General features: G+C 71.1%; 16 protein-coding genes. 9 read left to right on the top strand and 7 right to left on the bottom strand.

The features are described 5' to 3' along the window. The first annotated feature begins 26 nt into the window (after positions 1 to 26). The 8 genes from B0I32_RS14955 to B0I32_RS14915 all read left to right on the top strand — a co-directional run bounded on the left by B0I32_RS14955 (position 27) and on the right by B0I32_RS14915 (position 17,389). A complete protein-coding gene (locus B0I32_RS14955; protein WP_181307390.1) occupies positions 27 to 2,432 on the top strand; it encodes an AAA family ATPase in 2,406 nt (801 codons plus the stop codon). Then, positions 2,419 to 4,161: a hypothetical protein gene (locus B0I32_RS14950; protein ID WP_106239114.1), complete on the top strand. Its 1,743-nt coding sequence runs from the start codon at positions 2,419 to 2,421 to the stop codon at positions 4,159 to 4,161. The genes B0I32_RS14955 and B0I32_RS14950 overlap by 14 nt, the downstream gene beginning before the upstream one ends. A 2-nt stretch (positions 4,162 to 4,163) precedes the next feature. Further along, entirely contained in the window at positions 4,164 to 5,207 is a 1,044-nt protein-coding gene (locus B0I32_RS14945) for a hypothetical protein (RefSeq protein ID WP_106239111.1), read from the top strand. 1 nt (position 5,208) lies between these two features. After that, on the top strand, positions 5,209 to 7,695 hold the full coding sequence (locus B0I32_RS14940) for a hypothetical protein (RefSeq protein ID WP_106239110.1): 2,487 nt from the start codon (positions 5,209 to 5,211) through the stop codon (positions 7,693 to 7,695). Further along, a complete protein-coding gene (locus B0I32_RS14935) occupies positions 7,683 to 8,783 on the top strand; it encodes a hypothetical protein (RefSeq protein ID WP_106239108.1) in 1,101 nt (366 codons plus the stop codon). The genes B0I32_RS14940 and B0I32_RS14935 overlap by 13 nt, the downstream gene beginning before the upstream one ends. Next, positions 8,780 to 9,676 carry a hypothetical protein gene (locus B0I32_RS14930; RefSeq protein ID WP_106239106.1) on the top strand — a complete coding sequence of 299 codons (897 nt, stop codon included), beginning with the start codon at positions 8,780 to 8,782 and terminating at the stop codon, positions 9,674 to 9,676. Before B0I32_RS14935 ends, B0I32_RS14930 begins: the two co-directional genes overlap by 4 nt. A 23-nt stretch (positions 9,677 to 9,699) precedes the next feature. Continuing rightward, a complete protein-coding gene (locus B0I32_RS14925) occupies positions 9,700 to 13,497 on the top strand; it encodes a CHAT domain-containing tetratricopeptide repeat protein (protein WP_106239104.1) in 3,798 nt (1,265 codons plus the stop codon). Positions 13,498 to 13,642: 145 nt separating this feature from the next. Then, positions 13,643 to 17,389 (top strand): CHAT domain-containing protein, encoded by a 3,747-nt coding sequence (locus B0I32_RS14915; protein WP_146178163.1) that lies wholly within the window; start codon positions 13,643 to 13,645, stop codon positions 17,387 to 17,389. Here the strand turns inward: B0I32_RS14915 and B0I32_RS14910 are convergent. The 6 genes from B0I32_RS14910 to B0I32_RS14885 all read right to left on the bottom strand — a co-directional run bounded on the left by B0I32_RS14910 (position 17,370) and on the right by B0I32_RS14885 (position 21,972). Beyond that, the gene (locus B0I32_RS14910; protein ID WP_181307388.1) at positions 17,370 to 18,032 is read right to left on the bottom strand and encodes an RES family NAD+ phosphorylase; all 663 of its coding nucleotides are present in this window, start codon (positions 18,030 to 18,032) and stop codon (positions 17,370 to 17,372) included. The two genes, B0I32_RS14915 and B0I32_RS14910, sit on opposite strands and share 20 nt — an antisense overlap. Before the next feature lie 38 nt (positions 18,033 to 18,070). Beyond that, the gene (locus B0I32_RS14905) at positions 18,071 to 18,718 is read right to left on the bottom strand and encodes a hypothetical protein (RefSeq protein WP_106239095.1); all 648 of its coding nucleotides are present in this window, start codon (positions 18,716 to 18,718) and stop codon (positions 18,071 to 18,073) included. Positions 18,719 to 19,219: 501 nt separating this feature from the next. Continuing rightward, a complete protein-coding gene (locus tag B0I32_RS14900; RefSeq protein WP_106239093.1) occupies positions 19,220 to 19,450 on the bottom strand; it encodes a hypothetical protein in 231 nt (76 codons plus the stop codon). Between the two features lie 53 nt (positions 19,451 to 19,503). Beyond that, positions 19,504 to 20,400 (bottom strand): MBL fold metallo-hydrolase, encoded by an 897-nt coding sequence (locus B0I32_RS14895; RefSeq protein WP_106239090.1) that lies wholly within the window; start codon positions 20,398 to 20,400, stop codon positions 19,504 to 19,506. 124 nt (positions 20,401 to 20,524) lie between these two features. Then, positions 20,525 to 21,430 (bottom strand): helix-turn-helix domain-containing protein, encoded by a 906-nt coding sequence (locus B0I32_RS14890; protein WP_106239088.1) that lies wholly within the window; start codon positions 21,428 to 21,430, stop codon positions 20,525 to 20,527. 95 nt (positions 21,431 to 21,525) lie between these two features. Beyond that, positions 21,526 to 21,972: a MerR family transcriptional regulator gene (locus B0I32_RS14885; protein WP_106239086.1), complete on the bottom strand. Its 447-nt coding sequence runs from the start codon at positions 21,970 to 21,972 to the stop codon at positions 21,526 to 21,528. Between B0I32_RS14885 and B0I32_RS14880 the strand changes: the two genes are divergently transcribed. Continuing rightward, entirely contained in the window at positions 21,900 to 22,370 is a 471-nt protein-coding gene (locus tag B0I32_RS14880; RefSeq protein ID WP_245955831.1) for an SDR family NAD(P)-dependent oxidoreductase, read from the top strand. The genes B0I32_RS14885 and B0I32_RS14880 overlap by 73 nt on opposite strands. On the opposite strand, the gene B0I32_RS14875 is transcribed toward B0I32_RS14880, so the two are convergent. Continuing rightward, the gene (locus B0I32_RS14875) at positions 22,371 to 23,336 is read right to left on the bottom strand and encodes an AraC family transcriptional regulator (RefSeq protein ID WP_106239080.1); all 966 of its coding nucleotides are present in this window, start codon (positions 23,334 to 23,336) and stop codon (positions 22,371 to 22,373) included. Between the last annotated feature and the right edge of the window lie 80 nt (positions 23,337 to 23,416).

Below are 23,416 nucleotides of genomic sequence, written 5' to 3'. Positions count from 1 at the left end.
ACGAGGCCGCCGGTGAAGGTGTCCCGATGCTGCTCCTGTACAGAGAAGGCGCCCGCGACGCCTTCGTGACCGAGGACTACCACCGCGTCGATCTGAGCCAGGCGTTACACGACATGCTGCACGCGACCGGTTTCCAGCGCATCGTGTTCTTCTCGATCGAGAACATGCTGACCGTCCGCGATGCGGGGTCCCGGCTGGGACATGGGGAGGAGGCGCAGGCCGTACGCCGGCGGCGGCACGCCGTGGCAGGACCCCTGGGCACCACGCTCCTGCGGGAGCCGCCCCGGCCCGAGCGAGCGGAAGTTCGCAGCGTCATGACAGACGTCTCCGCCATCCGGCTCATGCGGTCGCTGATGAACAAGGGCGACGCCCGTACCGCGATGATCCTGGAACGGATCGAGGTGATCGACGCCTGGCTGGACGGCCACCGCGACCTGGCCACCGCCCTCGAGAGCTGGCTGGACGGGCGCATGGGAGCCGGCAACCTCTGCCTGTTGCTTTTCGACAACGAAGAGCTCTCCCAGATCGAGCGGTACGCCCAGGACAGCCGTAATCTGCCGGGTCTGCGGGCGGCCGTCCGCGCGGAGCGGCGCCGCCGCGGCACCCCCGGGCGGATCGAGCCGCCGCAGGAGGCCGAGCTGACCAGGCTGGTGCACCGGCTGCACGTGAAACAAGGTCTCGCCATCGCGGACTGGGCCGCGCTGCCCTTGATCGTCAGGCAGATGGCGGCCGCGGGGCGAACGCTCAGGGACTGGGAGGGAAGACTACGCGGACTGTGTGACCGGGGGCAGCCTTTCGAGGCGGAAACCCTCCGGGAGCGCAAATGGGTGGACGGCTCCATGTCCGCACAGGGCGATGTGTGGGCGCGGCTCGCCGACCTCAAGGGACTCGAGCCCGTTCGCCGTCACCTGGAGAATCTGCGCTGGCAGCCGCCCGAGGGCTCGGAGCCGGTGGCCCGGCACATGGTGTTCACGGGGAACCCGGGGACCGGGAAGACCACGGTGGCGCGGCTGGTCGGAGAGATCTTCCTGGAGCTCGGCCTGCTGCGGCGGGGCCATCTCGTCGAGGCGAGTCGGGCCGACCTGGTCGGCCAGTACGTGGGCGAGACCGCGATCAAGACCGAGGCGGTGATCGACCGGGCGCTGGATGGCGTGTTGTTCATCGACGAGGCATACACGCTCAAGGACGGCGAGGGAGCCGGTGGATTCGGTCAGGAGGCGATCGACGTCCTGCTGGCCAGGATGGAGAACGACCGGCAGCGGCTGGTGGTGATCGTAGCCGGCTACGGCGACCCCATCCGCGAGTTCCTGGCGAGCAACCCCGGATTAGAGAGCCGGTTCCCGAAGGCGAATTGCCTGGACTTTCCCGACTACGAACCGCCGATGCTGGCAAGCATCTGCCGCACGTTCCTGGACGACCGCAAGCTGGTACGGACAGACGCGTTCGACGCCGCGCTGGACAAGGTGGTCGATCGGCTGTACCGGCAGCGGACCGAGCGGTTCGGCAACGCCAGGGCGATGCGGGAACTGGCCGATGAGACAGCACAGCGCTGGGCCCTGCGGGTCCGTGACGACCGCCGCTCGCCGCTCGACCCGCGCGATCTGCCCGAGCGCTGGACTGCCGATCCCGTGCCGCCGCCGGTCGCTGAGCTGCTCGGGCCGCTGGACTCGCTGATCGGGATGCGGACGCTCAAGGAGAGCGTACGCAGGACCGTCCTGCGCATCCAGCACAACCAGCGACGCGGGCGCGGCGAGGTGCCGGCGCCACATCTGCTGTTCGTCGGCCCGCCGGGCACCGGCAAGACCACGGTGGCCAGGCAGATCGGACGGATCTTCCGGGAGCTGGGGCTGCTCTCTCGTGGGCACGTGATCGAGGTCGACCGGGCGGACCTGGTCGCCGGCTTCGTCGGCCAGACGGCACCGCAGGTGAGGAAGCGCATCGAGGAGGCCCGGGACGGGGTGCTCTTCATCGACGAGGCTTACAGCCTGTCGCCCGGCGGGGAGGCGGTCGGACACGACTTCGGGCGGGAGGCGATCGACACGCTGACCCGGGAGATGGAGAACAGACGCGGCCAGTTCAGCGTCATCGCCGCCGGTTATCCGGCGGAGATGGCCAGATTCCTGGCCGCCAACAGCGGTCTCGCCTCCAGGTTCGGCGAACGCATCGAGTTCTCCGGGTATGAGGTGGCGGAACTTGTAGAGATCCTCGCCTCGATGGCCGCCGCGGAGGGTTACACGCTGTCGCCGCAGGCCCGGACGAAGAGTTCCGCCTGGCTGGAGGTCGCCCGGCACGCACCCGGCTTCGGCAACGCCAGGACCGTGCGCGGCCTGCTCGAGGAGATGGTCGCGCGATTGGCCGCACGATGCGCCGAAGAACCCGGCGCCGACCCGAACGCGTTCCACGGGGAGGACGTTCCCGATGCGCACCGGTAGTCCCGCCTGCCCGGTCTGCCGGCTGCCGATCGGGCGGCACGAGCGCTGCGCGTGCGGCTGGACGCTGCGTACGAGCTGGACCGTGGGGGAGGGGAACCGCTCCGCCTTCGCGGCGGAACTGGCCTCGGCGCAACTTTCCCATGACGTGCGGGCCGCGGTACGGGCCGGCTGCGACCGGGACACGATCGCTCCGCTGCTGCGCGGCGAGCCCACCCGGGCGGACTGGGATCAGGCGGAGGAGCACGTCGCCGCGCGGACGGAGCCACTCCAGCCCGTGCTGACAACTGCCTTCGCGTCCCTGGCCGCCGGGCAGGTCCTCGCCCTGGTGGAGATCGGGCCGCAGGACATCACGATCACCCGGGCCGCTGCCGCGGACCCCGACCCCGGCGGCCCGCCGGCCGAGCGGCGGTCCCAGCCGTGGCGCGAGGTGCTGCCCATGCTGGCGGCTGACGCGGAACATCTGCGCTACCAGCTCGCGGGCGGCCTGGTCGGAGTGGATCGGGCTGAGATCAGCGTGCGGCTGGCCGGCTGGGCCGAAGGCCTGCTCGCCGCGTTCGAGTTGCCGGGCGACTCCGTGCTGGTCGCCGTCAACCGCCGCCCCGGCTGGACGTTGCCCGTCGAGCTGATCGACCATCTCCGGCGGTGTCATCCGCGGTTGCGGGCCGCCGCCGACGCCGGAGAGGTCGCGCCCGTGTTGACCCGCGTCCTGGCCGAGCAGCCGCTGCACACCTCGTACGGCCTGCTCACCGCCGAAGTCGGAAGGGATGGAACGATCCGGCTGGCCCCTCGGCCCCTATTCGCTCAAGGGGACCGCGCGCGGAAGACCGCCACGGTCACGGTCCGCTGCCCGCCGGGCGGGACCCACAATGACTCCGTGCTGGCCGTAGTGACGGGCACCCGCCGCCTCGTTGGGGCCTGGTCCGTGAGGTTGCGCCCAGGCGTGCCCGTTCCGGTGCAGGCCGAGCTGGCGGCACCGGGGCTGGTGCGGCTGATCTCGCCCGCAGGCGCCCGGCCCGACCGGCGGAGCCTCGCTCAGCTGGAGGCGCTCGCGCCCGAACGAATCGATGTCCGGAGCAGTCCGGTGGAGATCATCTGTCTGGTCGAGCTGAACGGGCCGCAGGACGCGGCGCGGCGGCGCAGGAAGCTGCTCGCGGAGCTGTTCGACCTGCTCGCGGCAGAGCTCACCGTGCCGGCCGGCATCGCGCTTCTCGGCTACGCCGACCACTACGCGGCCGGAGCGGCGGACGAGCACGTCGTGCATGGACGCTGGCTCGGCTCGCCCGCGGAGGCGCAGGAGGCGCTCGACGCCCTGCCGGACGCCGCGTCGCGCTGGAATCGGAACGCCGCGCCGCTGGAGGACGCCCTGCAGGAGGTGGCCCGGCGCTGCACCCAACGTCCGGCGAGGGGGTCCCGCATCCTGGTGGTGGTAGCCGGTCGGCCACCGCATCCCGCCGCGGTAGCCGACGTGCCGCGGCCGGCACAGCGGTGCCCACTTGGCTGGGACTGGACGATGTACGCGCGCCGGCTCGACACCGTCGGCATCGGGGTCCGGCTGGCGGTGCTGGACGAGCCACCAGGACCGCAGGAAAACCCGTGGCGGACGCTTGGCCTGCGGGTGGTGGCACCGCTCGGCGCGGCGACCGCCAGCAAGCTCGGCGAGGCCATGGCACTGGTTTCGCCGAACCCCGTCCGCCTTCCCTTCCCGCTGGCCGACTCATCACAGGAGTGATCATGACCTTTCCCGGCCCGGAACCGCGGGCCCCGTTCCAGGGACGCATCGGCCTCTGGGGCGCTCCGCAGAGCGGCAAGACGACCTTTCTCGCCGCGCTGCGCGTGGCCGTCGACCAAGGGGAATCCGACTGGTGGCTGCACGGCAGCAACGACGCCTCGACGGACTTCCTTACCGACATGACCCATCAGTTGATCACGCTGCGGCAGTTCCCGGCCGCGACGCTGAATCTGCCGCCGAACCTCCAGTGGGTGTTCCGCGGTGAGCGGGAGGTACGCCGCAGGACCAGGTTCGGGCTGACCCGGACCGAACGAGAGGTCACGGCCATCATGCTCGACCTTCTCGACGCTCCAGGAGGCATGTACCGGGGCGACAGCCGCAGGTCGAACGCGGCGCCGTCGGGCCGGGTCCAGTTCCACGACGACGACGGAGCCGACGCGGGTGACGGCCGGAAGGACCTGTCCGAAGAGGAGCGCCTGATCGATCACCTCGTGTCCTGTGACGGGCTCATCTACCTCTTCGACCCGACCCGTGAGCGAAGCCGGCGGGACTCCTACGACTACTTCCAACGGACCGTGATGCAGCTGGCCCAGCGGGCCGCGGGCCGCAGCCGCGACCGGTTCCTGCCGCACCACCTCGCCGTCTGCATCACCAAGTTCGACCACCCCTACGTCTACGAGCCCGCGCACCGGCTCGGCTACGCCGACAACACCACCAAGGACGAGGGGTTCCCGACGGTGCCGGATGCGCTGGCCGCGGAGCTGTTCTCCGTCCTGTGCGCGTCCGACGTGCAGAACAGTGCCGTTCTGCTGGACAAGGGCATCAGAACGTCCTTCAGCCCGGACCGCACGCGCTATTTCATGACCTCGGCCGTCGGCTTCTACCTCGACCCCAAAGTGCGGCGGTTCCAGCCCGCCCAGCCCTGGAACGTCGTCGAGGAGACCGGCCCTGAAGGGGACACCACACGCATCCTCGGCGGCGTCCACCCGATCAACGTCATCGAGCCGCTGGTCTGGCTCGCCACGGCCACGCTCCCGAGGAGCTGACATGACAGAGGTACGGGCCGGCTGGGCATTGCACGGAAAGCCCCGCGACAGCCACGAGGACTACACCATCATGGCGTCGGGCGGATTCGGATTCACCGACGGCGACCTCATGCTGATCCTCTCGCGGTACTCGCTGGGCAATCCGCCGGCGGACCGCGATTCCCCCGGATCGTTGCCGTGGGTGGCGATCAACGAGGCGAGAGACGGCGAAATCACCTACGTGGGTCTGACCGTGCAGGAGTGGTCGAACGACCCCGACGGCGCGGGGCGCCCCATCGCGCACAGCCGGTACTTCGCCGTGCCGTACCAGGCGCTGTGCGCGGAGGCGATCTCCTACCAGGACCTTTACCACACCCTCCGCCGGGCGCCACTACCGTCGGCCGGGGCGCCGATGCGGATCGAGCTGTCCGCTACGAAGGCGACCGAGCAGGCCCGGTCGATCGCGGCACTCGGTTTCGCCCGGGTGGCGACGGCCGCCGCGATGTCACTGGAGGGGCCGGTCACCGTCACGCGCTGCCCGGAGCTGCGGCTGGAGGAGCGGCTGACATTCCTGGACGCGGTCGCCGCGTTGCTGCCGTACGGGTGGCGGACCGAGTACAGCGCCGGCACCTGGCATGAGGGCGGGAGCAAGCATGTCAGGCTCGCCTTCGCCCGGCACAACCGGGCGAACTCCTTTGAGCTCGACTGGCTCGCCCCGGCAGGGCCTCCCGCACGCGCCGACATCGCCGGGACCTATCTGCAGCGGCTGCGCGAGCTGACCGGCGGGGGCTCGGGCGAGGAAGCGGTTGCCCGGGTCATCGGCCACCTGCGCCTGATGACCGGCCCGGTCAACGGGCCCGAGGACGCGATCCGATCTCTGAACGAGTTCGACTGGCACCTCCGGGTGCTGAAGGCGGCCCGGCAGGGGCACGCGACCCGCGCGGACCTGCGGCGCATGTTCAACTCCGAGGAGTGGCGGCTGCTGGAGTCACAGGAGGACCGGGTGCTCGTGTTCGGCGAGCTGATCGACGCCGCCGACCGCGAGGACATCCCCTTGATCACGCGTGTCTGGAACGAGGTGGCCGCCGATCACCGCACGCCGTTCGACCGTCTGGTGCACGCGGGCGCGGCCGCGCTCTGTGGACCGGATCCCGACCGCGACACGTCGGCATACGTGGCTGCGGCCGAGACCTTGGGTATCGGCGACCGGTACCTGGCAGCGGTGCTCGAAGGCGGTGGCACCACGGTGCACGCGCGCAGCCTGGCCGTCGCCGCGGCGCAGGTCAAGCGGAGGCTCGACACCGATCACGCCGAGACCTTCGAGGCGGTCGTGCGCGACATCCCCCTGGCGTTCGCGCTGATCACGGAGTTGCTGGACCGGCCGGAGGACCTGTCCGCGCTCGTGGAGCAGCTGAAGACGCGTCTGCCCGTCCCCATGGGCTCCTTCGATGCGGTCCTCACCGGTCCCGGCGTGCGGATCAGCGAGTGCGAGATCGAGCAGCTGGCGGCCTACGGGGCGAACTGTCTGTATGACTACCTGCGCGTCGCCGCCGCGTACGAGCGGCTCGGCCTGGTGCTGCCCGCTTTCGTCGGCTGGCTGGTCGGCCAGGCTCGGATCGACGCCGCGTTCTGGGGCAGCCGGCTGGCGGGCCTTGAGCGGGCGGGAGCCACCGAGCAGGGCGTGATCGACGCGCTGCTGCTCGGGCTGAGGAGCGGGCCGCGGCATCTCCGCTTCGTCGGGCAGGCGGAGCAGGCAGCCTACCGAGCCGGATTCCTGGAGGTCCTGCGGCTGTCGTCGTCGCCCTTGCGTGCCCGTGTCCTCGATGGTCTGGCCCGGCACTTGGAGACCTGGACCTGGCCCGCCGAGCCGGACTCGGCCGCGCTGGTCCTGAGCCTTTCCGCGGCTGTCGGCGGGGACGGAGAGGCCGGCGGCGTAACTCTCGCGCGCGTCGTCGCCGCTGGGCGCGCCCTGGATCCCCGCCTCAGCGCGAACCCGGAATATGCGGGCTGGTGGGCGACCGCCCTTCGAGAGGACCCGCCGCTGCGATCCGAAGCACCGCTGATCGCACTCCGGGCGCTGCGCCGGAGTGCCGACCCGAAGCAGGTGGCGATGTTGTGCGCCGAGGGATATCTCGCCGGCACCACGGCCGGCCAGATCTGCGAAGCGCTCCGCGTATCCGAGTGGCATCCGACCGGCGAGGAGCTGCTGTGGCTGCTCAGGCAGACCCGCATGCTGCACCCGTCCGCGCCCGTCCATTCCGAACGGATGGACGAGTGGCTCCGTGACCTGCTGAGGGTGTACATAGCCGATGACGTCTCAAAGGCAGGACCGCGTGCGGAGGTCACCCTTCTGCTGCTCCGTGAGATGGACTTCCATCTCGGTCTCCTCGACTGCGTGGTGCCGGGCGGCCATTCGCTCGGCGAGGAGGCCAGGGAAGGACTGAAGGAGGCCGCGCAACGCATCAAGAACCTGGCTGCAGAGGGAGGATGGCGGCTGTGGCGCCGATGACCATGGTGCTCGACACTGACGGCGGCCGCACCGAGGCGGACGGGGAGTCGATCACGGTGCGGCCCGCCTCGGAGGCGACCGGCGCCCGCGCCCTGCCTGACGCGCCAGGGTCGCCCGCGCACGAACGGATCGTCCTGCTTACGGGCGGGATGGGAGTGATCGAGGAGGAACTGCTCCATCGAGCACTGGTGCCGCTGGGGCCCGTGCACGCGGTGCCCAGGATGGCGGCCGCGATCGCGGCGGTCATCCGGCCGGGCGGGGCGGAGAGTACATGGCTGGTCTGCGACGCGGGGGAGAACGCCTTCACCGTCGCGCTCGCCGACGCCCACGACGGGCTGATCCGGCCCGTCAGCGTCGTGACCGAGCCGAGGCTGGGCCGGTGGGCTTTCGTCGAGGCGGTGACCGCCGCCACGGGCGCGGAAACGGGTGCCGAGATGGGCAGAGCGCTGCGAGAGGGCGGCGTCCGGCTCGCAGCCGTGATCCGGCAGGCGATGCGGCACGACTATGTGCGTGACGAGGCGGTGGTGGCAGGGGCCACCGCGGGTCTGGTGCTCGACACGTTCACGGCCTTCGCCGAGCGGATCAAGGCGCTGCTGCCCTCCTGCCCCGGTGCCGAGATCATCCTCATCGGCGGGTTCGCGGACTTTCCGCCGGTCCGGCAGGCCATCGCGGACGGTGCCTGCCGCGAACCCCGAACGCTGGACGTGGCGGCGATCGCACGCGGCGCCTGCGACGTTGCGGAGGGCCGCATCAGCGTGGCGGCGACGCATGAGCAGGTCGCGCTTCCGCTGCACCGGACGAGAGCCGGGTTGCTGGAGGAGGTCGCGGTGCCTGTGCCCGCCGGCCTGGGGCAGTTCGCCCAGCTGGACGATCGTCCCCTCGTCCTGAGTAACCGAGGGACGCTTGTAGCGGGGCCGACGCTGCCGGAGCGCCTGCCGCTCCTCGTAGGAGACGAGCGGTGCCGAGCCGGCCTTGCCGGGCTCCCGCCAGGCGACTACAGAGTCGGCGTACGAGGTGCGCCGATCGGCCTGCTGCTCGACCGCGAAGCGGCCGACCCGATCCTGATCCCGGTGGAGAGACAGACGTGAACGATCCCCTTGCCGAGCTGAAGGCGACAGTGGCGAACATCTCCCGGCAGGCTGTGGAGATCGGCCCGGCGGACGACGCCGTCGCCTTCGCCTTCGTCACGGACCTGGCGGCCTCGCTGGACGGCGTGCCCGCTCTACTGAACCGGGTCCTCGACCTGGTCGAGATCGCGGCGCCAGGACCGCCCACCCGCGAGCGCGTGCTCTCCCGCCTCGACGACCTGCGCCGGTTGCGACAGCGCATCGAGGCCGACCGCGAGGAGCTGGAACGACTCCGGCCCATCCTCGAGGAGTTGCGGGCCGCCGAGACGGAACACGGGCGACTGACCGCCGAGCTGACCGATCTGCTGAGGCTGCGGGAACTCGCTGGGGAGCTGCACGACCTGAAGGCCCAGCGAGCGCGGATGACCGACCAGTACGAGGAGCTGACCGCGGTGGGCACCACCGAGCGGGAACTCGCCACATCAGCCGCGGCCGTGGTCACTCTGACCAAGGCACAGCTCACGAAGGTCGGTGAAGGGATCGCGGAGACGCTCGCGGAGGCGGAGCGGACCGGCCGTAGCCTCACTGAGGCCAAGAAGGTCCTTGCGGCCGAACGAACCCGGCTCGATCGGCTCGGTGCGGAACTCAGCGAGGCCGTCGAGGGATTCGCCACTCTCCGGGAGCAGAGCGAGCGGCGGCTGCCCTCTATCGAGGCCTACCGGCTGGCCCAGCGGCGGCTGCTGGAGGGCATCGGGAGCGACCCGTCGCACAACGGATCGGGAGTGGACCACGCGAACACCGCGCTTGACGAGCTCGACCAGCGGCTGGCCGACGTCAAGGCCGCCCTGAAGATCGCCCTCGTCGCTCATGACGAGACCTATGAGCAGGCGCGGGCCCTGCTCCCCGTGCAATGACGTGCAGAGAACACGAGGATGTTATGAGCGACGAGCAGCGACGGCGCGAGCGGCGCCTGGACGAGGCGCTCCGGCAGTACGCCGCCGGCGAGCCGGACGATGAGGCCCGAACCCGGCTCGATGAGGCGCTCGACGACGCACGGTGGCTGGTGGACCGGGCGCCAGGGGCCGATACGTGGCTGCTGCTCGGCCAGGTCCGACAGGCCCGCTGGGAGCTGTTGCGCGACGCGGAAGACCTGGACGGTGCGATCGCGCTGCTCTCCCAGGCGGACGACCCCGCTCATGAAGGGACCGGATTCGGCTGGAACGAGCACTTCTCGCTCGCCGAGTTGCTGATGGCGCGGTTCGAGCACCGGCAGACCACCGGCGATCTCGACCCGGCCGTGGAGCGGCTGCGCATGGCAGAGGGCATCCTCGCCGACAACCTGCGGTGGATGCGGCTCCGGCTCGCCGACGTGCTGGCGACCCGTTTCGCCGTGCTCGGCCGAAACGACGATCACGACGAAGTGGTCGGCCTGCTCGGCACGTTGGCTGAGCAGGTCACCACCGCGCCGGAGGTCGCCGTCCAGGCGGGTCACGTTCATCTCCGGCTCGGCGAGGAGATGAAGGGCATGAAGATCCTCGCCGAAGTGTGGTCGGCGTCGGAGGGCACGGTCGCCGCTGAGGCCGGTTGGGAGCTGGTGCTCGCTCTGGGCAACCGCTACCAGGGGCCGGACGGATCACCGGCGGACCTCGACGCCGCCATCGAGACGGCCTACCGCCTGATCGCCGAGTCCCGGCTCACGGGCCGGCAGTCGTCGCCTACCGAGGCGGAATGCCATGCCGTGCTCGGTGTGCTGCTGATGTGGCGCAGCGGAATCGGGCTGCCGGAAGCCCCCGACGAACACGACATCGTCCTCGCGCTCGAAACGGGGCGGACTGGTATCCGGAACGCGGATATCGACGAGGCTGTCCGGCAACTCGTCCTCGCTGTCTCCCTGGACCAGGGTGACGTCGAGTCGGCGATCGTGCTTGGTGTCTTGTTGCTCGCGACCGCGGCAGGCCCGAATCATCCGGCGATCGATGCGCTGGAGCGGCGCCTGGCCGTGCTGCCGCCGGATCACCCGCTCAGGTCGCGGCTGACCGGGCTCGTCGAGCTGCTACGCGCCGAACCGGCTCCCGACACGCAGCCGGGCGAGGACCGGTTCATCCTGCGCCTGGAGGCTTTTCTGAGTTCGCCGACGACGCGGCATCCGATGCGTTCGGCCGGCCAGACCTTCCTCGGCGCCACCCTGATCTCGCGGGGCGTGGACGTCGGTGACGAGGACATGTGCCGCAGGGGCGTCGCCGCCTTCCACGACGCCTTGGAGAGGCTGGAGCCAGGGCACCCTCTCTGGAGGCGGACCGTCGTCCGGTTGATCAACGCCATGATCGCCATGCGGATCTTCGATCAGGGGGCGGTGGACCTCGACCGGGTCGCCGCGCTCATGAAGGACCACTCAGACCCTCTCGAACTGGTCGCCCTGGAGCTCGCTCTCGGATGGCGGGACAGCACGCACGCCGTTCTGAGCAGGACCGTGGAGCGCGTCACCGACGCGATGGCCACCGTGACGGAGGACCCCGCTCAGATCCTGCTCCTGATGACCGCGCTGCCGCTACTCGTCGAGCGGTACCTCGCCACGCAGAATCTCGAATACCTGGACCTGGCACAGCGCTGCGTCCAGGAGTTGCGATCCCTGCCCGGATGGGCCCGATCGGGCGACGATCCGGTGGAAGGCATGTCGGCCCTCGTGGACATCATGCAGGCGGTGGCCCGACGCGACGGGGTGGCCGCGGTCGAGGCGGCGGAGCGGCTGAAGGTGCTGGCCGCGGAGGGCTACTCGCGTGAGGCCGGCTTCTTCGCAGCGCTCGCGACCGCGGTCGCCGAGGACGCCGCCGGGGTGGACGCGGCCCTGGCGGTCGCTGCCGGTGCGGACCGTGAGCCCGGGCCTCCGCGGGAGCAGCTGGACGACGGGCAGCGCGCCGCGACGGCCATCATGAAGGGCATCTGGAGCCGCGACGACGGCGAGCTGTCCCGCGGCATCGACCTGGTGCGCCGCGTCCTGGCCGGTCCCGAGTCCCACATCGGCGGCCTCACCTCCACCGCGGCGATCCTGGGCAAGGCGCTGACGTTCCGGCACGGGCTGGGCGGTGCTGCGGAGGATCTGGACGAGGCGATCGCCAAGCTGGAGGAGGCCGCCACCGAGCGGCGCTCGAACCCGGGCGCGGCCCTGGCGGCGCAGATCTTCGCGGATCTGTCCGAGGCGCACCGGCACAAGAGCGGCGGCGACGGTCCCGCCGTCGATCGCGCACTAGAATCGCTGCGGGCCCGGCTGCGTGAGGTGCAACTGCAGAGCGGCACCGAGCGTATGCTCGCGATGTCGAAGGCGGGCAGAGGCGAGGCCATGCGGGCGGCCGGATGGTGCATCGCGGACGGCCGTACGGACGCTCTGATCGAAGCGCTGGAGCTGGGCCGCGGGCTGGTCCTGCAGGCCGCGATCTCGGTCCGGAGCGTGCCCGAGCTGCTGCGTGACGCGGGCCGGCACGACCTCGCCACCGCCTGGGAGTCGGCGGACGAGCTCAGGCCCGAGGTACGGGCCCGGGCGTTCGCGGTGTTGAGCGACTCTCCGCTGCAGCACCCTGCGACGGTGGGCGAGATCGCCGCCGGGCTCCGGTCCGTTCGCGCGGACGCGCTCGTCCATCTGCTGCCGGGCGGCAAGGACGCCGGGGGCGCGGCGGTGCTCGTACGCTCCGACGAGACGGTCGCCGTGATCCCGTTGCCGGAGCTCCGCGCCGACGGTCCGATCAAGCGCTATGCGACGGCGCACGACGAGTTCATCGCCGCACATGGCACGCCCGCGGAGAAGGAGGCGAAGCAGGCCTGGACCCTGGCGCTCACGGAGGTGTGCGATTGGGCGGGACCCGCCGCCATGGGGCCGGTGCTGGCCGGGCTCGGCACCGGGCCCGGCTCGCCACGGCTTGTCCTGGTGCCCTGGGAGCTCGGGAGCCTCGTCCCGTGGCACGCGGCGCGGCTCGGAGACGGGCACGCGTGTCAGCGGGCGATCATCTCGTACGCCGCCTCCGGGCGCCAGCTGATCGAGGCCATCGGCCGGACGTATCGGCCGCTTCTCTCGCGCCCCGTCATCGTGGCCGATCCGGTCGGGGAACTCATGCATAACAGCCGGCGGGAGTGCGCGGAGATCGGCCGCCTGTGGTATCCGGACGCGGCGCGGTTAGGAAGGTGGCGGCACGAGGAGGCGCGCCCCGCGACGGTTCCCGAGCTGATGGCAGTGTTGCCCGAGGTGTCCATGCTCCATTACAGCGGGCACGCGTCCTCCGCTACCTGGGCCGCGGACTCCCACCTGTATCTCGCGGGGAGGGACGGCTCGGGCGCCGAAGAGAAGCTGACGATCAACGACATCCTCCGTTCCACCGGCACGACGGCACGGCCGGGCGCGGTAGTGGTCCTGACCGCCTGCCTGTCGGACATCGCCCGCGAGAGCTTCGACGAGGCGCTCACACTGTCGACCGCCCTGCTCGCGACGGTCGCGGCAGGCGTCGTCGGCTCGCGCTGGCTGGTGGCGGACGACCCGCGGACCGCGGTGATGATGGCGGTGTTCCACCATCATCTCCTCCGGACTCCCGAGGACCCCGCCCTCGCCCTGCACGAGGCGCGGCTGTGGATGCTCGATCCCGCCCGTGAGCTGCCCGCCGGGATCGGTGAGCCGCTGCGCAGGCTGTCGGCGGAGCTCGATTTCACCGACATCCGCATCTGGGCGGCGTTCACCCATCAGGGCAAGTGACCTGGCTGTCCGGGCCGTGCCCGGCGACTCCGCGCGCTGAGAGGCGGTTTCGATGAGCGATGACCAGGCCGGGCAGATCATCGCCTGGCGGCGCCGGCGGGAGGACGCCCGCGCCGAGGGCTGGGAGGACGATTGGCGGGCCGAGATGGTCGCCCTGCTCATCGGCGATCCGGACGATCCGGATGGCGCCGACGAGGCGATCCAGTTGCTGGCCGAAGCCTCCGAGCCGACGTGGGAGGAAGAGTCGGCGCTCGCCGACCTGCTGCTGCGTCGGCACGGGACCGGCCGCGCCGATCCGGACGATCTCGACCAGGCTGTGGAACGGCTCCGTAGCGTGCTCGCGCGTTGTGGCGAGGAACAGCTCCAACAACTGCTCGACCTGGCCCTGGCCCTCGCCATCCGCGCCGACGCGCGGCCGCCCGGGATCGCCGATCGGGAGGAGGCGATCGGTTGCCTGGAGCGTGCCGAGGCAATTTGCGGACCCAAGGAGCCCGTCCGGGCCGTGGTCCTTCACTGGCTGGCCGTGTTCGTGGCGGAGCGGGCCCAGGATCATCCGGACCTGGATCGGGCGATCGGCCACCTGGAAGAGGCGCTCGGTCTGGACTCGCTGGACGGCGCGGGGCGCGCCGAGGTCGAGGGCCGGCTCGGCGACGTTCTGGCGTACCGCATCATCCACCACGGCGGGGACGCCGCAGCCGTGGACCGGGCGATCGGCCTCCTGGAGGCCGGCTACGACACCCTTGAGGAATCGCTTGCCCGGCGGAACACGGCCAGGACCATCGCCGGCCTTTACGACCGCCGGGCGGGCCGTCCATGCGGTCCCGCGCCGGACCGGGGCGTCGCCGCCGGATGGCTGCGCCGGGCCCTGGCCGAACAGCCGCCGGAGGGAGCCGCACAGTGCCACGCCGACCTGGGCCTTCTGCTGCTGCGGCAATGCCTGCCGGAAGACACCCCAGAGGATCTGACGAAGCTGGGGTTCGCTGAGGCCGCCGCGCTAGGGGCCAAGGCGCGGGATCAAGGCGCGGGGGGCACACTGGCCGAGGCCGGACAGCATCTGGGCCGCGCTGCCGCGCTGACCGGCGATCCGCGCATCCGTGGCCTGGGGGCGCTCGCCACCATGCTCTCGGCCCGTTCGGTCAAAGAGGTCCAGGAGGCGGCGGAGGCGCTCCGTATCGCGGTCGAGGCCATGCCCGAGAAGGACCGCGCAGCGGCGGCACCCATGGCCGCCTTGCTCGAAGCCGAGGCCGAGACCGCTGCGCTCCCGGCCACCGCGGAGCAGCTCGACGCGCGGGCCGGGAAACTGCGGGAGGCAACCGCGCTGCTCCGTGGGCACCCGCTCCGGCCCGCCGCGCTGGCCCGCCTCGGCGAGGTGCTGACGCAGCGGGGAGAGCTGCCCGACGGCGCGGACGCCTGTATGGAGTCGTGCGAGGTACTGACGGAGGCGTTCCGCGGGATGCTCAGAGGGCATCCGCTCCGCGGCGCCACGGCTCTCGCTCTCGCCCGCGCGGTCCTGAACACCAGGTGGCGGGTCCCGAACCGGGCCGAGCTCGATAGCCTCGTCGAGTGCCTGCCGGCCGCCGACGCGCTCGATCCGGCGAACTCCCTCGCGGAGGACGCTGAGCTCTGCGCCGCATCGGGCGCCGCCCGCGGCATGCGCGCGGTCTACTCGTCCTCCCGGGACGATTTCGAGGATGCACTCCGCCTCCTCAACAGGGCCGTCGAGCTCATCTCGCCAGGCCACCGGCATCGCGGCTGGCTTCTGCTGCTCGCGGCGTCGGTGCTGACCGACCGCTTCAGCCTGGACGGTGACCTGCAGTATCTCGACGCCGCCCTCGATCTGTACGCCACGATCGAGAAGGAGTCCCTCGCCGTCATGGACGGGCCGGCATTCCGCCTGGCCCGCGGGATGGCCCTCCTGCTCCGGGCGATGCACGATCGCGGCAAAGACCGGCTGGAACGCGGGATCGCCGATCTGGAAAGCGCGCTCGCGACCGTGCCGGGCGACTACCCCGGCCGCGACGCCATGGAGGTGACCATCGCGGCGGCCCGGCACCTCGCCGCCGGGACGGTGGACTTAGCCATTTTGGACAGGATGATCGAAGTCGCAAACGAGACGAGTACGGAACTGATCCCGGGCAAGGAGGTAATCATGAAGCTCGCGGACAGCCTGCACCGGCTCGCCCGCGGTGGCGTTCCCGAAAGCGCTGAAACGGTCACCGACAGAATGGAGGAGTTTCCCGGGCACTATGCCCAGAAGTTCAGCCACGAGGTGCACGCCGAGCAGTTGTCGGCCCGGGGCGACCTGGCCGGGGCCGTACGGGCCGGGCTGCGGGCGCAGCGTGCTCGCCTGACGGAGGTCATGGTGCAGTCCGCGGTGGGGCGCGGGCTCGTCGCCTCCCGGGAGGCGGGCGACTACGCGCTGAAGAACGCGAAGCTCGCCATCCGAGCGGGCATGCCCGCCGAGACCGTGGAGGCACTCGAGCTCGGCCGGGGGACGGCCCTGCACGCGGCCACCGCATCCGGCCTGGGCCGGCTCCTCGACGCGGCCGGAGAGCGGGCGCTCGCGCGCGAATGGGCCGAGCGTACAACTGGCGGCCGGCGGGACGCGCAGCCGGTGATCGGCATCCCTGACGACCTCCGCCACCGGGTGGTCCTGGCTCTGGCCAGGGCGGATGAGAACGGTCTGCTCGCCCCGCCCGGCGTCGACACGATCGCGGCGGCCCTTCGTGACGGCGGCTTCGACGCGCTGATCCACTTGTTGCCCGGCACGGCCGAGGGTCCGGGGCGGGCCGTGCTGATCCGCGGGGACGGCCGGGTGGACGGCTTTGAGCTGCCCGGCCTGGACCCGGGGCCGCGAAGCCGGGTCGATGCCTACCGGCTGGCGCTGATGGCGATTCTCGACTGCCTGCGCGGGAACGGCACTGACCTGCGCAGACTCAGGAGACGCTGGCGGATCGCCCTGCTAGATCTGTGCGAATGGGCCTGGCGGGTGGGCATGGAGCGGGTGCTGGAGCAGGTGCGGCGGCCGGGCCGGATCCCGCGTGTCGTGCTGATCCCCTGGGGCGAGCTCGGCCTTGTGCCCTGGCACGCGGCCGGACTGCCCGTCGCAGGCAGGTACGCCTGCCAGCAGGTCGCCATCACCTACGCCGCTTCGGCCCGGCAGCTCTGCTCCGTGCTCTCCCGCGCCCCGGCCGTTCCCGCCGCCGCACCGCTTCTGGTCAGCGATCCCACAGGGGAGACCCGGCTGCGGTGGTGCCGCACGGAATGCGATGAGATCGCCCGGCTGCACTATCCGGCAGCCGAACGGCTGGGACGTTGGCGAGGCCGCAGCTCCCTGACCGCGAGTGGCGAGGCCACCGCGGAAGCCGTGCTGGCCCGCCTTCCCGGCGGCGCCGCGCCCGCGTCGTTGCTGCATCTCGGTTGCCACGCGGTGTCCGCTCCGTCCGCGGCGGACTCGGCCATCCTGCTGCACGGCGAAGGCGGTCGGCTCAGCGTCGACCGGATCCTGGAGCGCGCCGCGCGCGAGGAGCCGGGCGGGACCGGCCCGCTGATCGTCCTCACCGCTTGCACCGGCGATCTGACCGAGAACGACCACGACGAGTCGCTGACGCTGGCCTCCGCCCTGCTCGCGGCCGGAGCGGCGGGCGTTGTCGCCTCGCGCTGGGCGATCGACGACGATCCCCGGACGGCCCTGATGATGATCATGTTTCATCACTTCCTCGGCGCGGCGCCCGGTGCGCCTGGTGAGGCGCTGCGGCGGACCCAGGCGTGGATGCTCGATCCGCTGCGGGAGATCCCGGACACGATTTCCCCCGGGCTGCGGCGGCTGGCGACTCAGAAGAACCTCGCCGACCCCACCATCTGGGCCGCGTTCACGGCACAGGGTCGGTGAGCCCGTTAGGCGGGTTGACAGCGACCCCGTACGGCAGCAGCAGCCTCGAGAGTTCGGCATGACAAGCGTCGTCGCTGAGCAGGAAGCCCTCCCCGGGGACGGTCTTGAACGCGTCGGCGCATCGGTCGCCGAAGAACATCATGGCGTGCCTTGGGGAATCCCTCTTGGCCTGCCACACCATGCCCTGTGGTGCCCCCGGCCAGTCGCTTCCCTGTTCGCGCCAGTCACGGCCGTGCACCCACATCGCCCATCGCCGGGTCAGGTCGTAGTCGATGGCCTCGGCATGCACGAGCCATTCCGTGGCGCAGATGCCGCTCAAATTCCGCTGGTCGGCGAGCATGAGGACGCGCACGTCCCTGGTCAGCTCAATGGCGGACATGCGTAGTTTCTTGATCACCGCCCGGACGACGGCACGGGCGCCGGTCCTGTCGAACAGGAGGCTGCGGACGATCGTCTCCATCAGCGCCGTCGACTTCTCCGCCGCCGCGTAGAGGTATGGGTAGTAGCGCAGTGAGGTGCTGTCGAACCGGCCTCCGCCAATCTTGTGATTGGCCGGAAGAGGGTTGAACTCGTGCGCCTCCCGAGCCGCTGAGTGGACCCGCCACAGCCGTGTGCCCTGGGGCAGGGTGTCCGTCGTCGCCACGCCGGGGCACATGTCGGGGGGAAGGCTCGCCGTCATCGTCAGAACCCCTCCAGCTCGGCCTGGGCGGCAGCGACGAGATCGTCGTCGCGATCGGTGCCTAGCAGCTCGGCCGGGGCCGTGCCGAGCCAGGCGTTTCCGTACAACCACCAACCGGCCACCCCCCACGGATCGTCGTCCACGTCCAGCAGCCGATTGATCAGTAGCACCACAGGTAGGGCCAGGCCGTCCGCGTCGAACTGGAAGGCAGGGACGCGAGTCGTCCCGTCCCCGGCGCTGAGCCGGACCAGATGAGGATCGTAACCGTCGAGGACGTCGTCCGGCCGGTAGGCGGGCGCCGCCAGCAGGGAAGTGTGAATCTCCGTGAGCAGATGCTCCGGACTGGGGTACGGCGCGGCCAGGTCGACAGTGCGGATCCGAGAGAGGGCTGCCTCCCACTCCCGGGGCCTGGAGCTGTCGAAGCGCATCGCGCTGCTTATCGCCTCGCGCACCGGGTGCCCCGGGGGGAGTTCCGGTTCCACCAGTTCGACGATGTCAAGGGTGCGCTCTTCGAGCTCGTCCCGGTTGTCGCCAGCCTGTCTCAGCTGTTCGAGCAGCCGGTCGAGTTCCGCCGAGAGCTCGTCGCCCAGATACCGCCGGACCTCCTGGAGATCGTTGATGAGCGCAGTGATGAATGCCGGCCCGTCCATGGTCCCTCCTTTGGGGAGCTCCCCGGCGTTCTCGCGTCTCCCTATTGTCGCCGGGCGTGGGCGATCGCGGATGATGGATCGGCGTTTCAGGATGGAACGTTACGGGCCTGGAGTGTGGTTGATCAGCGTCGGCGGCTGGACATCCGCCGGTCTGTTCCGCTCACGTCGCTATGACGACGTCGCCGTGCGGCATACCACCCGAGCGATCGACCTGCCCAGGGACAGGCCGGGGGTCCGGCTCAGCGAACGGGCCGGCGTTTTCCATAGGCACACCGGTTGCATCGGTGCAGGTCAAGCAGCATTTTAGTGCTCGGAAGGACGCAGCCGAGGAGATTGAACGGCGGCGAACGGGCCACTCTCTGTTTGCTTCTCGCCGGCACCGCCGTCGCGGCCGACCTATCCGTCAACGTCGTTGGCGAAACTGTGCTCACGTAGGTAGGCCGTACTCGTCCCATGAGCACCAAGGCTTGAGTGGCCGCTCGCGAGCGGCGCGCCTGGCGCTCAGCCGACGGCGTACGCCCGGGTGATCGTCTGCGTCACGCCGGTGCCCTCGGTGCCGGTTGCGACGGCGCGCAAGGAGACGAAGCCGGGGCCAGCCGGGGTTGAGACGTGGCCTGTCGGCACGTCGGCGCGGAGTTCGCAGCGCTCCGGGCGCAACACCTCGCACGTGGCGAGGTCCGTCTCGGCGAGCACCGGCCGGCGGGGGAGCGTGGCGGTGCCGGTGGCCGTCACCGGTGGTCAGGGTCACCTCGCCGCGCCCGGGCGGGGGCATTTCGCGCCGGGGTTCAGTACCGGGTGATCGGCGCCCAGCCCTTCACCGCGAAGGCGGCGCCGCGCTGCTCGATCTCCAGGGCGCTGTGGCCGCTGAAGTGGGCGGGCAGCAGCAGGGCGCGTTCGTCCGCGGCCCAGCCGAGCAGCCTGCGGCGAGTGGCGCGGGCCTGCGCAGGGTCCTCGCAGAAGCAACTGTTGTGCTCCGGGTACGTCAGCTGCAGCGGGGTGTGCAGGATGTCGCCGGCGAACAGGGCCCGGTCGTCGCCGGACGCCAGCTTGACCACGCTGGACCCGGGAGTGTGGCCGGGGGCCGCCTCCAGGCGCAGATTCGCGTCGATGGTGTGGCTGTGCTCCCACAGCCGTACCTGGCCGGCGGCGTGCACGGGGGCGATGCTGGCTTCGAAGACGTTCTCGTTGACGCCGCCGGCTATCGACGGGTTGTTCGCGGGGTCGAAGAACTCGAAGTCCGCCTTGGGCATCAGGTAGGTGGCGTTGGGGAAGGTGGGCACCCATGCGCCGTCGGCCAGGCGGGTGTTCCAGCCGACATGGTCGACGTGCAGGTGGGTGTTGATCACCAGGTCGACGTCCTCGGGCCGGACGCCGGCGCCGGCCAGGTGGCCGAGGTAGCCGAGTTTCAGATTGCTCCAGTACGCGGCGCCCGGGAGGGTCTTGTCGTTGCCGATGCCGGTGTCGATCAGGATGACCCGGCCCTCGCTGCGCAGCAGCCAGGTCTGGAAGGCGCTGTTGACCATGGCGCTCCCGGCGTCCAGATGGTCGGGCACCAGGTCCGCGCGGTGCTCCTGCCAGGCCTCGGCGGGCAGGTCGGGGAAGAACTGGTCGGTGGACATCACCGGACCGTGCATCTCCTCGATCCGGACGGTGGTGACGTCGCCGAGCTTGAGCTCGTTCATGAGCGGTTCCTTCTTGTTGTGTGCAGCCTTTTCGGATACGCCCTGTTTTCGGGCATGCCGAAGGCGCGTGTGTCGTGTGGTGGAGAGAGAAGAGGTGGACGGCGGGGACGGGAGCGCGGAACGGCTACTCGGGCAGCGCCGGCAGCCGCGGTTGCTCAGCCGGTGCCTGAGCGCCGTGCCGTTGGGTGGCCGCGGTGTGCGCCAGCAGCGTCATCGCGGCCTGCGACGGCGAGCCTGCCTCCGTGGTCGCGATGACGACCACCTGGCCGCTCCCGGTGCGCAGCGCCTGCTGGGTGACGGTCATCGCCCCCACCAGCGGGTGACGCATGCGGTAGACCTCGGAGTCGCCGGACTTGACCCGGTGGCCGGCCCACAGCCTGGCGAACTCGGGACTGTGCACCGAGAGCTCGCCGACCAGCGCCGCGATCGCCGGATCGTGCGGGAACCGCCCGGAGGCGGCCCGTAGCGTGCCCACCACGGTGCGGGCCTTGGCCGGCCAGTCCTCGTACAGCTCGCGGGTGTGCTCGTCCAGGAACACCAGGCGCGCCATGTTCGGCCGCCGCCCCGGACGATCGGGGCCGTCCGGGTCCAGGTGCCCGGCGAACAACGCGTGCCCGGCCGGGCTCCACGCGAGTACGTCGCTGCTTCGGCCCAGCATCACGGCCGGTACGTCCGCGAGGGTCCGCATCAGTTGCCGTGCCGCCTCGCCCGCCCGTTCCGGGGCGGCCCGCCGCCCGGCCGGCCGGCCTTGGGAGCCGGCGGCCAGCCGGTGCAGGTGACGGCGTTCGGCCTCGTTCAGCCGCAGCGCCGTCGCGATCGCCTCCAGGACCTGCGGCGAGGCGTTGACCGACAGGCCCTGCTCCAGCCGCGCGTAGTACGACGCGCTCACCCCGGCCAGCAGGGCCAGCTCCTCGCGCCGCAGCCCCGGCACCCGGCGCTGGTCACCGTACGTCCGCACACCGAGTTCCTCGGGACTCACCTGCGCGCGCCGGGTCCGCAGGAACTCGCCGAGCTGCCGTCGTCCGTCCATGACCTCCAGTATTCGCCTTCACCGCGTCCCCGGCCGCACCCTGCCAGTGTCAGGCAGGGTGCGGGCGGGTCGAAGAGGTGGTGGACGAGTCGTGCTCAGGCTGGCCGGTCTGCGGCGGCCTCGACGATCTTCTCGATGCGGCCGAGCGCCGTGGTGAGATGGTCGATCTGCCGCTTGATGCGGGCGTGCTCGGCGGCCAGCATGGCCCGCTGGTGCTCGGTGGTGGTGTCGGCCTCGATGCAGGGGAGCAGTTCGGCGATGCGGCGGCTGGACGGGCCCGCGGCGTAGAGCTGCTGGAGGATGTGCACCCGGGTGACCGCGTCCTCGGTGTACTCGCGCTGGCCGCCGGGGCCGCGGCCGGGCGTGAGGAGCCCCTGTTCCTCGTAGTGGCGCAGGGCGCGGACGCTCACCCCGGAGCGCTGACACCCGCCCCGCGTACGGTCTCCGGATCGAGGGCGCGGTCGCGCTCGTGACCGGCGCCAACCGGGGGCTGGGCCGCCATTTCGCCCGCCGGCTTCTGGAACGCAACTTCTGGGGCACACTGGCCGTCGTGCGGGCGTTCGCCCCGGTGCTCTCGGCCAACGGGGGCGGGGCGATCCTCAACGTGCTCTCCGCGCAGTCCTGGCACGCCTATCCCGGGACGAACGGCTACCACGCCTCCAAGGCGGCCCACTGGGCGTTGACGAAGGGCGTGCGGCTGGAGCTCGCCGAGCAGGGCACGCTCGTGACCGGGCTGCACCTGGGAGCCGTCGACACCGACTTCAGCGCGGGTTACGACGGGCCCAAGAGCGACCCGGGCGTCACCGTACGGGCCGGCCTGGACGGGATCGAGGCGGGCGAGGTCGAGGTGATCGCCGACGCGTGGAGAGCCCACGTCAAGCAGGCGCTGGCCGGCCACCCCACCCGGCTGAGTGACGAGATCCGCGCCGGCTTCGTCTGATCAGGACGCTTCCTCCGGCCGGGTGCCGGCCCGCTGCGTCCGAGCTGTCGCCGCGTCGCGGAACTGCCTGGGTGAGGAGCCGACCACGCGGCGGAACGCGGTGCTGAAGGCGCTCTCGGATTCGTAGCCGGTCGCGAAGGCGAGCTCGGAGATCGATCGAGTGTCACGAATCAGGGCATCACGGGCCAGGCTCATCCGCCACTTGATCAGGTAGTCCAGTGGTGCGGTTCCGACCCGGTCCTTGAAGGCGGCCGCGAACGCCGAGCGCGACATGCGGCTGACACCGGCGAGCTCCTTGAGCGTCCAGCGGTGCGCCACGTCCGCGTGCATGGCGCGCAGCGCGGCGCCGATGCCGTCGTCGTTGAGCGCCGCGAGCCAGCCGACCGGCCGGCCCGCCTGCTCGGCGTGGGCTCGCAGCAGGTGGACGAAGAGAATCTGGGCCAGATGGTCCAGGACCAGGGAACCGCCGACGGCGGCGGCGGTCTCGACCTCGGCGACCAGCAGTTCACTCAGGTATGCGAGCAGCCTGCCCCGCGGATCCGCGGCCCGGACGTGCACGAGCGGCGGCAGGACGTCGAGCAGGAGCGGGGCGTTCGAGTCGTCGAACATGAAGTGCCCACCGCAGAGGTACGCGTCTTCGTCCGCCTCGGCTCCGATGCGTACCGCACCGTTCGCGGCGCCGTCCCACAACGACTTGGCGGGGCGCGGTGTCGCGGTGAGCTCGCCGCCGAGCACGTAGGGCGGAGGGTTGCCCAGGAGGTAGAAGTCACCCTCGCTGAGACGCACAGGTTCGTGCCCGTCGAGGGCCAGCCAGCATGCGCCACGCACCACGACGCCGAGTTTCACGTGCGGGAACGGCTCGAACCGCACCGCCCACGGTCCCGCGGCGTGCAGACGGGGTTCGACCACGGTCCGTGGTCGCAGCAGGCCGACGGCGTCGGCGATCGGATCGCTGGAGCCGAGCATCGATCTCTGCCTGGACGATCCGTAAAGAGAACCGGACTTCACATGATGCAGCGTACCGGCCTGGTCCGGCAGGATCGAGA

The sequence above is a fragment of the Nonomuraea fuscirosea genome, from assembly GCF_003001935.1.
Classification (GTDB): domain Bacteria; phylum Actinomycetota; class Actinomycetes; order Streptosporangiales; family Streptosporangiaceae; genus Nonomuraea; species Nonomuraea fuscirosea.
Note: the sequence above shows the minus strand (reverse complement) of the source record. Positions and strands in the feature narration are given on the sequence as shown.